Here is a 9,976-nt window from a genome sequence, read left to right as displayed (position 1 = left end):
CAGGCCCCTGGTGGTGAAGGTTGATCTTGGTCGACAACCCTTCTACCAGGGGCTATCTGCGTTGCGGATCAAGGATGATGATCTGCAACGGACCCGTGACCTGCAGCGTCACGGTGGAATGGGCTCAATGGCGGGAAGAATCCCGGCCAAAGCCATACAAATCAACATGCAGCGGCACCGAGCGACATCAACCGAGAATTCTCATAATCCGTGGGTCGTGGGTTCAAGTCCCACCCGCCCTACCACGCCGGCCTGCGGCTTTATGCGGATCTGTAGTCGCGCCATCTGATCGTGAGTCACGGTGAGCCACCTGTGAGTCACGTCGTCTCCCGGGCCTTGCCGATCTTCCGGTTGGTCGCCCAGACCGCCTTCAGCACCAGCCGCGCGCTCGCCTTGGCGCTGTCGTGATACAGCTGCGGCAGCACCGAAACATGGGCGTCGGCGGTCAGCACGAGGCTGGCACGCCCCAGCGTGCCCTGGACCAAGGTGGCAGAAGAGCGAACATGCAGCATTTTCCGCAGCTTGAGGACCGGGACTCAAGCCGGCTTGCTCTGGTCAGGGCGACGACACAGCCGCAGTCGGTCAGGACCTCGCCACCTTCCGCCGCACCGGTGAGCTGGGGACGGGGCTCCGTCACGGTAGAGTTCTGGCGGACTTTCTTTGAGGTGGACGGCACGTGTGAGTAAGGTCAATGAGCTGATCAGCGCGGCGATGGAGGCGCTTGTCCGCGAGGATCAGATGGCCTTCGACTCCGCCGCCGCCTTCCTGGCCGACCGGGACGACGCCGATCGCGTGCTGGTGGAGGCCATCACCCATGCGATCTCGGGGTTGTGGCGGAACGGCTGGCAGCCCGCCGACGTGGTCAGGATCGCGGCCAGGCGGCTGACCGACTGGCACGGGCGGGCGGCGGCCGACCTCATCGCCTGGGAGATGCGGGCCTATGAGCTGACCACGGTGGATGAGCGCTGGCGCGACCAACTCGCCGGCCTGGAGGCCGCGGTGTGGTGGAAAGGCGGCTACCTGGCAGCGCGGCAGGCGCGCGACGGGACGAGCCGTCTGGTGACCGTCTCCGATGTGCTGGAACTGCTGGGGTTGCTGACCGGGCTGCCCCGGCTGGAGTCGTTGGGCCCGCCGCCCGGGGCCGCTCGCCGTACGGTCCAGGTACGCTCGCACGCGGTCAGCGAGAAGACGCTCACGCGGGTGCGGGCGCTGCTTGCCAAGGCGGAGTCGACGACGTACGAGGCGGAAGCGGAGACGTTCACGTCGGCGGCGCAGAGCTTGATGGCGAAGTACAGCATCGACGCGGCGATGCTGGACGCGCGGCCAGGCGGAGGTGAGGCCCCGGTGGGCATCCGGGTCGGCATCGACGCGCCGTACGAGCAGCCCAAGGCCGTGCTGCTCAACCTCATCGCCGAGGCCAACCGGTGCCGGGTGATCTGGTCGAAGGAGCTGGGATTCGCCACCGTTTTGGGGTTCTGGGCGGACCTGTCCTGGGTGGAGATGCTGTTCACCTCGCTGCTGGTGCAGGCGCAGACCGCGCTGGTGAACACGGGCACCAAGAAGCACGGCACCGGCCGGTCGAGGAACAAGACGTTCCGCCAGTCGTTCCTGTCGGCGTTCGCCTCCAGGATCGGGGAGCGGCTCGCCGAGGCCGCGGCGGCCGCGGTCTCGCAGGAGAGCGCCAGCCGGGGCACCGACCTGGTACCGGTGCTGGCGGCCCGCGAACAGGAGGTGGAGCAGGCGGTCGACCGCATGTTCCCGAACCTGGTCTCCCACGCGGTCCGCACGTCCTGGGACCGAGAGGGCTGGGCAGCCGGCCGTACCGCCGCCGATCAGGCCAGCCTCGGAGCGCGAGACCGATAGCGCTCCGGGTGGCGAATATGCATCCGTGCAGATCATCGAGGTGGTGCGCTCTCTTGTGCCCCGTCGCTCGCACGCACGGCATGATCGTCATCGTGTTACTGCGCTTGGCCTTGCGCCTGCCGATAACTACATCCATGCACGTCAAGCAGGCTGCGCAACGTCCGAGATCAACTGCCAGTTGTCTCGGCTCGCGGACGGAAATCCTTGACTGATGGCTGCTCAGTGGTTGCTCGTACGCGTTCGATCCGCGTAGAGCTCGGGTCTCATCACGAAAATATGACCCTATACAGCAGACCCGGATAGGGACAAATTGCACATAATGTCGATGGTCAAGCGCGCATGGTTGCTCGGTGGTTACTCGCGCGTACGCGATATGGCGCGACATATATGAGCACGGGCCGACACGACGACGGGGAGAATCCCGACCATAGCAGTACAAAGCAACACTCGTTGGCACTGAGCGGCACTAATCGAACCGACTCATAATCCGTGGGTCGTGGGTTCAAGTCCCACCCGCCCTACTCTCCCACTCCAGGCTGTACCTGGGGGTTCCTTGATCCCGCCAAGTCGGCGGGTCGGCAATCTCCCAGATGGGAGACCGTAGGGAGACCACCAGTTTGGGACGCCTCCCCCACGGCGACCGCCCGAGGCACCAGAACGGAGGCCATGGCCTGTGGTACGCCGGTGGTAGCGCTCGCCAGGGGCTCGGTGCCCGAGATCGTGGTCCACGGCCGGACCGGCTTCGCCCTCCACAAGCCGGAGGAGCTGTCTAACGCGATTGACGCGGCCGGCGAGCTCGACCCGTTGACCTGCTGCCGGCACGTAGAACGCAACTTCGACGTGCACACCATGGCCGAGGCATACGAGCGCGTGTACCAGCAGCTTCTCCCCAACCTTGCCGCCAACACGACACGGCGGAGTACCCGCTCCAACCACCGCCGCTGAGCGGTCCGCCGGTGCCGCGCGGACCCGGCTGCCGACCCTGACCGTCCCGCGTGACGCACTCACCGGCCCCGCCCGCCCGGCTCGGGAGCGACCCGGCGGGCGGGCCGGCGGATGGTTCGATGATCAGGCCTTGCGTGTCGACTTGCCTCGTGCACGCGATGTGCCAGCCTGCGCGGCGCCCTGCCTCTGGGCTCCGGCATGAGACGGCTGCACCACCGATTCCTGCTTCCTGCGCACCCGAGCGCCGGCCCGCGACGGGGTCACGACCGGTTCCTGCCTGCGGCCACGGACGTTGGCGCGGCCAGCCCTGGGCTTTGCCGCCTGGGAGACGTCCTCGAACTCGTGCGCGGCACGGCCGCTGGCGCTGCTGACGATCTGACGCCCCCGGATGGCCAGGTCGTCGTAGACCTGGGCGAGTCTCGCTGCGGCGGTGTCGGCGTAGCTGCGGGCCTTGGCGGGCAGATCCTGGGTGATGGTCTCGGCCGTCCTGCCCGGCAGGGCGCGGGCGGTGCGCGGAACGTCGCGGGTTCTCATCCTGCGCAGTTGGTCGACGGCGTAGCCGCCGGCGCCTGCCGCGGCGCAGAACGGCTTGGATTCGACGATCTTCTTGACTCTGTCGGCGAACTTCATTGGCCATCCTCTTCTTTCGTCTGGTATGGCATGGCCGCTCAAGCGACCAACCGCCGCCGCGCTTGGCGAAGGCTCAGCCGGTACAGGCCAGACCTGCGCGTGTCCCCCGCACGGGCTCGCAGACCGACGCGGCCGGCTCGCCTCCGCGCGAATGCTGCTGGGACCTCATGTGTTCGGTGGAGCCGCACTGATGACCGCCAGCGCCCAGCCGGTCGGCGTGCGGCGACGCCCTGGATGCCTCCCGTTCGCCCCTTCCCCGCCCGCAGACACCGATGGCACACCCGCCGTCGATTTTGCGACCTAGAGCAGGTATCCCAACCCTCCAGAACGCTAAGCTGCGCCCACGCTCTCCCCCAGACGGTAAAGACCGTCAGGCGACAACAGCCGCCACCCCAGGCTCAACGGGCGAGGACGGGAACAACCGTCGGCATAGTCGAGCAGGACAACGCCACACAACTGGTGCACCACGTTCATGCGTAGCCGTGACTGGCGTGTGGGGGCCGGTCATGAAGGTACTCGACGCGGCGCGCTCCTCTCCTCCTGGACCGGCATCTGTCGCGGCGCTCTTGGACGCCGCCCCTTCATCGAGGCGGCAACCCCGCAGATTGTTGAGGGACAGGAGACTGTCAAGCATGAGCGACACGAAATATCAGTAACTCACCGTGGCGGTCAGCTCAGGTCCTCCCATGTCCAGGGAGCAGCGGCGCTGTCATCTCGTTCCCACCGCAAACGCAGCCGACCCCCATGATCGAAAATCCCGGAGTGGGACGAAGTGCTCACCGACGCCGACCGGCGCGGCCTGACCCCCGCTGTTCACCACCAACATGACGCCGTACGGAACCGTGCAGTTGGGGCGCGATCGCCGACTGGATCTGACCGGGCCGCCGATACCCCCTCAGCCCGCCTGACCATTCCAGCTCGGGGGGGCAGCGGGCGTGGGCGGGCAGAGAAGCGATCAGGCTCTACCCGAGGGCCGGTGCATGGGGGCGCAGGATGGGGAATTCCGCGCTGGGCATTTAGGTCGGGTCATCGGTATAGGCGCTGCCACAGTGTGATCCACTGGTCGGGGTGAACGTATCCGACGACGGCGTCGCGGGCAACGCCGGCCGCCGCCAGGGCGGCGTCCACTCCTCGGTGACGGGTCTTCAGCGAGGCGCGCACCGAGCCGCCGAGCCCGCTGAAGCCCAGCTCGACCAGCTCCTGGTAGGTGCGGCGGCCATGCACCAGCGGTTCGTGCCTGCGCTCGATCCGCAGGATCGCCGAGTCGACCGACGGTATCGGCCGGAAGCACTCCCGGCCCACCGTGTGGCCGAGCCTCCAGTGGAACCATGGCCACGACTGCACGGTGACGCGGCTCCAGCGGCCGTAGCCGCCCGCGCGTTTGCGGGCGTACTCGCGCTGAGTGAGCAGTGTGGCCGAGGTCAGGGACGGCGCCCGCAGGCACCAGTTCACTATTTTCGACGTCGCCGAGTACGGGATGTTGCCTACGACCGCGAACGGCCGTCCGGGGGCCGGCGCGGCGGTGAAGTCGCGGTGCGCCACCTCGATGCCGGCGGCACCGCGCGTGCGTGCGGCCAGACGCCGGGCCAGGCGCGGGTCGATCTCGTAGCCGATCACGTGCGCGCCCGCCCTGGCCAGCGCCAGAGTGAGCGCTCCGGCGCCCGCCCCCGGCTCCAGCACCAGGCCTGCCGGGTCGGCTGCCCTGATCACGAGATCGATGGCGTGGCGGTCGACCAAGAAGTTCTGCGAGAGCGTGCGCCGTGCTCGGTCCACGGGGGTGCGGGCACCGCCGGCTTTGCTCGTGATCAGGACGGGTGGACGGTCGGCGAAGGCATGACCTCGCGTCACAATGCCGCCCTTTCAAGGTGTTTCGACAGGGGCGCCCCGGCCGGCCCACGATGGGCGTCCTTGACGGCCGGGGACGCGGTCGCGCTCCTGGCCGGGATGTACACGATTTCCTCGGGGTCACGGCGGCGCCCCTGGCCGCCACGCTGTTTGTCCTGCGTGCAGGTCATCCGGGCGCCTTGCGGCTGAGGTGCTCCCAGGCGTGGTACTTCGTCACCCGCTCCTGAAGGTCCTGCTGAACCATGTCGTAGGACGCGGCGCCGACGATGAGACGCCGGGGCGGCTCCGGCAGGCCGGCCAGCTCCATGATTACGGGGGCGGCGGTGTCGGGGGCGGGACCGGCCTCATCGCCCCACATCTTGATCAGCTTGTCGCGCAGCTCCTGGTAGTGCGGGTCGGGCGTGGTCATCGTGGTGCCCGTGGTGAACAGGCCGGTGTCGTAGCCGCCCATCTGGACGATGGTGAGCTTGATGCCGAACTGCTCAGCCTCCATGGCCACGGCCTCGGAGACCGAGTCGAGCGCCGACTTGCCGGCCGCGTACAGGCCGACCATCGGGAAGCCGCCGCCGGTGCCCATCGTCGTGACCTGCAGAATCCGCCCGCCACCCTGGGCGCGCAGGTGCGGCAGCACGGCCTGGGTGACCCAGATCGCGCCGAACAGGTTGACGTCGAAGTGGGCCCGAATCTGCTCCTCCGTGGCCTCCTCCAGCATGCCCAGGAGCATGACGCCGGCGTTGTTGACCACGATGTCGAGCCTGCCGAAGGCCGCGACCGCCCGCTCCACGCCCTCGAACACGGCCGCGCGGTCGGTGACGTCGAGCGGCAGCGGTACCAAGCCGTCGGGATATTTCCGGGCGAGGTCGGCGAGCGGCTCAACGTTGCGGGCGGCCGCGACCACCCGGTCGCCCGCTTGTAGCGCCGCCTCGGCGAACGCCCGGCCCAGTCCTCGTGACGCGCCCGTGATGAACCATACCCGGGTCATGGGCTCCACCTTCTCTTGCTCGGGTCCGTTGCTACGAGGAAAGACGGTACGTCTCGCCTCGCGATGTGTCAAGACGGAACGTCTCGTCTTACGGAATGGTACGATCCGGGGCATGGCCAAGCAGCCCAATCCCGCCCGCCGCAACGAGCGCTCCCGGCAAGCCATCCTCACCGCGGCCCGCGAGCTGGTCTCCGAGGTGGGGTACGCCAAGCTGACCATCGAGGCCATCGCGGCCCGGGCCAGCGTGGGCAAGCAGACCATCTACCGCTGGTGGCCGTCCAAGGGCGCGGTGGTCTTGGACGCCTTCCTGGTGCTCAGCGAGGGCGGGCCGCAGCAGGACATGGCGCTGCCCGACACCGGCGACCTAGAGGCCGACCTCAAGGTGGTGATGCGGGCGACGGTGGCCGAGTTCGCTGATCCGGCCTTCGAGCGGCCAATCCGCGCGCTCAACACCGAGATCATCAACGACCCCGCCCTGGCCGCCCAGTACCTCGAGAAGCTGGCCGGCCCGGTCGACGAGGCCAAAAAGGCCCGGCTTCGCAGCGCGCAGCGAACCGGGCAACTCGCCGCCGACGCCGACCTCGACCTGGCGCTCGAACTGCTGTACGCGCCCCTCTACCAGCGCTGGCTGCTGCGCTCCGGCCCGCTCACCCCGCAGTACGCCGACGCCCTCGTCGAGGCCTTCCTCAAAGCCATGCGGCCGGACATCGGCCAGCTCATGGACGGTGAGGACTCCGGGAAGCTGGAGAACTGACGGCCAGTGGCGTCAGCGGGCCAGAGCGACCGGAGCTTCCAGTCGGGGGCGGCGTGCCCGCGGTTGCGGGATAACCGTTATCTGGCAACCGGGCGGATAGTGGAGGTCGGCACGGTGGATCCGGTCATCGCCGAGCAGCTCGGCCGCGCACACCCGCTCGCCCGGCACCTGGACGATTTCCTCACCGATCTGGCCAACGCCGGCGCCTCCGCGCACACCCGGCGCGCCTACCGCGGCGACCTGATCGCCTTCGCCGCTCACCACGGGGAGGAGATCGGCGCACTGTCCGCCGTGCCGGTTCGCGCGTTCCTGGCCGAGCTCGCCGAGTTGTCGCCAGCCAGCCGTAAGCGCAAGCGCGCCGCCGTCGCTCCTTCGCCAAGTGGGCGGTCCGGCACGACCTCCTGGCCGCCAACCCGATGGACCGCATCGACACGGTCAAGGTGCCCAAGAGCCTGCCGCGCCCGGCCGCGGCCGCCGACGTCGTCAAGGTGCTGACCGCGATCTGCTCACGGCGGCCGCGCAAGGAGACGCCGCTGGACCGGCTACGCGACCGGGTGCTGTTCGAGGCGGCGGGCAGGTCCGCGCGGGTCCGCGTCTTCGCCTGGGCGGCGGCCGACCTGATGGCCGGTCAGCCCATCGAGATGAGGATGGGCGCGACGTATCGCCCGCGGTCGCCCGGGTGGCGGTGGGCGCCGTAGACCATCGTCGGCAGGGCCGCGGGTCCCTCGGTGGGCCCCAGCCCAGTGAGCCACGGGCGCAGGCCCGGGTAGGCGTCCAGCAGGTCGATCCGCACGTCGCGGTCGGCGCCGTGGGCGGCGGCCAGGATGAGCTCGCGGGCGGCTTCCTCCGAGGGCGCGACGACGGGGCCGATGACACGGTGGGGCCCGGCGTTCCAGGCCACGGCGAAGCCGCCGTCGGTGACGATCGTGCGCTCGGCCCTAGCCAGCAGGACGGTCAGCGCCTTGCTCCGGTCGGCCCCGGTGACCTCGGCGTCCAGGTCGAGGAGCGCGGAGTGGTCGTCCGGTGTCGCCACGCGGACTCCGGACGACCCCGCCGCCCCCTCCATCGGGCCCATAGTGATCGTGAGGCTGCCCGTGGGCCGGAAGCCCAGCCGCTCGTAGACGGGGCGCCCGAACCGGGTCGCGGTCAGCTCCACGATGCGGTCTCCGGCGGCCTCCAGGGCGTGCTCCATCAGCCGCGTGCCGAGCCCCTGCCTGCCGTACCTGCTGGCGACCAGCATCATGCCGACGTCGGCCAGCGAGTCGCCGTAGCGGGTCACCACGACGCACCCGGCCAGGCCGTCGCCGTCGGCCGCGTCGACGGCGTAGACCTCGCCCGTCTCGAACATCAGCCGCCATTTGGCCTCGTCGGTGGACCACTCGCGATCGCTTTCGAGCCGCTGGCACAGGGGCAGTTCCTCGGGACCGAGAAGTCGAATATCACTCACAGGCGAGAACCTACTCTGTCGGCTACTCCGGCACAGCCCCGGAAGTACCAGAGCCTGTACGGAGTCGAGATCGCAGAGACGGCCTGCGCTCCGGTCTGCGGTTCTGGCAGGCCTTCGCCATGACGCGCGGAGACCTCACCGACGAGGAGTGGTCCATGATCGAGCCTCACCTGCCGCTGGGTGAGTGAGGCCCGATTCCGGATCTGCGGCGGCAGATCAACGCGGTGGTGTGGGGTTTCGTACCGGTAGCCCGTGGCGCGACCTGCCCATCGAGTACGGGCCATGGTCCACCGCTCGCAATGATCATCCTGGTCTACTGCTCAGGCTGGTAGACCAGGATGACCAGGCCGGAGCTGAACGTCTTGTTCTCCAGCAGCTTCAGCTTGGCCTTCGACTCACGCCTGAACAGCGGCTGTCCCTCACCGAGGATGAGGGGGTGCACCCACAGGTGGTACTCGTCGAGCAGCCCGGCCTGCGACAGCGCGTCGGTCAGCTGCCCGTTGCCGTAGATGATGATGTCGCCGCCCGCCTGCTGCTTGAGCTTGGTGACCTCCTCGACGAGGTTCTCGCCCCTGATGATGGTGGAGGTGCCCCAGATGTCGGCCTTCTCCAGGGTGTCGCTGACCACGTAATGGTGCATGCCGTTGATCCGGTCGGAGAACTCGTCGCTGGGCCTGGTCGGCCAGACCGACGCGAACCCCTCGTAGGTGGCCCGCCCCGCCAGCAGGGCGTCCGATCTGCGCATCAGGTCCAGGGCGTACTGGGTGGCATCGTCCGTCCGGTAGTCGAACGACCAGTTCTGCGGCTCGTCGATGTAGCCGTCGAGCGTGGTGAAGGTCGAAGCGATGACTTTCCTCATTGTTCTCTCCATTGGTAATCGTTTCTGGCGTCCCGCAGCGTACGGGCCCACCATGACAGCTGGTCAAGCGTGATTCCGGCCGCCGCATGGCAGCTCGCGCCCCGTTTGGGCCAGGAGCCGTCGGCGTCGAAGAGATCCCAGTAGCAGGGCAGGCTGACCGCCTCGGTGACGGCCACCGCCCGCAGCACGGTGAAGATCTCACGGAGCTGGGCGACCGCGTGCAGGCCGCCCGACTCTCTGCCGTACGACACGAAGGCGACCGGTTTGGCCTGCCACTCCGCGTAGTACCAGTCGATGGCGGTCTTGAGCGGTGCGGGGAAGCTGTGGTTGTACTCGGGGGTCACCACCACGAAGCCATCCGCCGCGGCCAGCCGCGGAGCCAGCGCCCGCACCTCGGCAGGCAGCTCCTCGTCCTCGTCGGTGAGGACCTCGGGCAGCCGCGCCTCGGCCAGATCGACGACGTCGACCTCCAGCTCCCTTCGCCTGCGGGCCTGGGCGGCGAACCACTCGGCCACCGTCGGGCCGAACCTGCCGCTTCTGGTGCTACCGATGATCACCGCCACCCGCAGCCGTTCGTTGCTTGCCATGTGACTACTGTGCTGGGCGGCCCTTACCGGTTCCTTCCACCGCTCTTACCGCTCCGGCATAGGG

Annotated in this window: 14 protein-coding genes; 6 read left to right on the top strand and 8 right to left on the bottom strand. The window is 68.7% G+C overall.

Annotation, left to right across the window (positions count from 1 at the left end; all coding sequences use genetic code 11):
* Nucleotides 1–289: hypothetical protein (locus tag Q9G87_RS11875; RefSeq protein ID WP_305916331.1), on the top strand; the 289-nt coding region annotated here is incomplete at its 5' end.
* A gap of 28 nt (nucleotides 290–317) precedes the next feature.
* On the opposite strand, the gene Q9G87_RS11870 is transcribed toward Q9G87_RS11875, so the two are convergent.
* The gene (locus Q9G87_RS11870; protein ID WP_305916330.1) at nucleotides 318–512 is read right to left on the bottom strand and encodes a hypothetical protein; all 195 of its coding nucleotides are present in this window, start codon (nucleotides 510–512) and stop codon (nucleotides 318–320) included.
* Between the two features lie 166 nt (nucleotides 513–678).
* On the opposite strand from Q9G87_RS11870, the gene Q9G87_RS11865 reads away from it, so the two are divergent.
* A complete protein-coding gene (locus tag Q9G87_RS11865) occupies nucleotides 679–1,863 on the top strand; it encodes a DUF2786 domain-containing protein (protein ID WP_305916329.1) in 1,185 nt (394 codons plus the stop codon).
* 489 nt (nucleotides 1,864–2,352) lie between these two features.
* Nucleotides 2,353–2,808, top strand: coding sequence for a glycosyltransferase (locus tag Q9G87_RS60645; protein WP_371825759.1), 456 nt, complete (start codon nucleotides 2,353–2,355; stop codon nucleotides 2,806–2,808).
* Between the two features lie 123 nt (nucleotides 2,809–2,931).
* Here Q9G87_RS60645 and Q9G87_RS11855 read toward each other — a convergent pair whose 3' ends face one another.
* The 3 genes from Q9G87_RS11855 to Q9G87_RS11845 form a co-directional block, all read right to left on the bottom strand.
* Entirely contained in the window at nucleotides 2,932–3,438 is a 507-nt protein-coding gene (locus Q9G87_RS11855; protein WP_305916327.1) for a hypothetical protein, read from the bottom strand.
* A gap of 1,026 nt (nucleotides 3,439–4,464) precedes the next feature.
* Nucleotides 4,465–5,244 carry an ErmE/ErmH/ErmO/ErmR family 23S rRNA (adenine(2058)-N(6))-methyltransferase gene (gene erm / locus Q9G87_RS11850; RefSeq protein ID WP_371825762.1) on the bottom strand — a complete coding sequence of 260 codons (780 nt, stop codon included), beginning with the start codon at nucleotides 5,242–5,244 and terminating at the stop codon, nucleotides 4,465–4,467.
* Nucleotides 5,245–5,449: 205 nt separating this feature from the next.
* Nucleotides 5,450–6,265 (bottom strand): SDR family NAD(P)-dependent oxidoreductase, encoded by an 816-nt coding sequence (locus tag Q9G87_RS11845; protein ID WP_305916325.1) that lies wholly within the window; start codon nucleotides 6,263–6,265, stop codon nucleotides 5,450–5,452.
* Nucleotides 6,266–6,377: 112 nt separating this feature from the next.
* Here Q9G87_RS11845 and Q9G87_RS11840 point away from each other — a divergent pair, with 112 nt between their 5' ends.
* Nucleotides 6,378–7,019, top strand: coding sequence for a TetR/AcrR family transcriptional regulator (locus tag Q9G87_RS11840; RefSeq protein ID WP_305916324.1), 642 nt, complete (start codon nucleotides 6,378–6,380; stop codon nucleotides 7,017–7,019).
* Nucleotides 7,020–7,031: 12 nt separating this feature from the next.
* On the opposite strand, the gene Q9G87_RS11835 is transcribed toward Q9G87_RS11840, so the two are convergent.
* Complete coding sequence (locus Q9G87_RS11835; RefSeq protein WP_305916323.1) at nucleotides 7,032–7,280, bottom strand: hypothetical protein; 249 nt, start codon at nucleotides 7,278–7,280, stop codon at nucleotides 7,032–7,034.
* Between Q9G87_RS11835 and Q9G87_RS60640 the strand changes: the two genes are divergently transcribed.
* A complete protein-coding gene (locus Q9G87_RS60640) occupies nucleotides 7,188–7,514 on the top strand; it encodes a site-specific integrase (protein WP_371825761.1) in 327 nt (108 codons plus the stop codon). The genes Q9G87_RS11835 and Q9G87_RS60640 overlap by 93 nt on opposite strands.
* Complete coding sequence (locus Q9G87_RS11830; protein ID WP_305916322.1) at nucleotides 7,436–7,717, top strand: hypothetical protein; 282 nt, start codon at nucleotides 7,436–7,438, stop codon at nucleotides 7,715–7,717. Before Q9G87_RS60640 ends, Q9G87_RS11830 begins: the two co-directional genes overlap by 79 nt.
* On the opposite strand, the gene Q9G87_RS11825 is transcribed toward Q9G87_RS11830, so the two are convergent.
* From Q9G87_RS11825 to Q9G87_RS11815, 3 genes are all read right to left on the bottom strand, one after another.
* A complete protein-coding gene (locus Q9G87_RS11825; RefSeq protein WP_305916321.1) occupies nucleotides 7,648–8,466 on the bottom strand; it encodes a GNAT family N-acetyltransferase in 819 nt (272 codons plus the stop codon). The two genes, Q9G87_RS11830 and Q9G87_RS11825, sit on opposite strands and share 70 nt — an antisense overlap.
* A 313-nt stretch (nucleotides 8,467–8,779) precedes the next feature.
* Entirely contained in the window at nucleotides 8,780–9,325 is a 546-nt protein-coding gene (locus Q9G87_RS11820; protein ID WP_305916320.1) for a dihydrofolate reductase family protein, read from the bottom strand.
* Nucleotides 9,322–9,912 (bottom strand): NADPH-dependent FMN reductase, encoded by a 591-nt coding sequence (locus Q9G87_RS11815; RefSeq protein WP_305916319.1) that lies wholly within the window; start codon nucleotides 9,910–9,912, stop codon nucleotides 9,322–9,324. The genes Q9G87_RS11820 and Q9G87_RS11815 overlap by 4 nt, the downstream gene beginning before the upstream one ends.
* Nucleotides 9,913–9,976: the final 64 nt, after the last annotated feature.

Source organism: Nonomuraea turcica (genome assembly GCF_030718205.1).
In the GTDB taxonomy this organism is placed as follows: domain Bacteria; phylum Actinomycetota; class Actinomycetes; order Streptosporangiales; family Streptosporangiaceae; genus Nonomuraea.
This window is presented reverse-complemented; position numbering and strand designations above follow the sequence as displayed.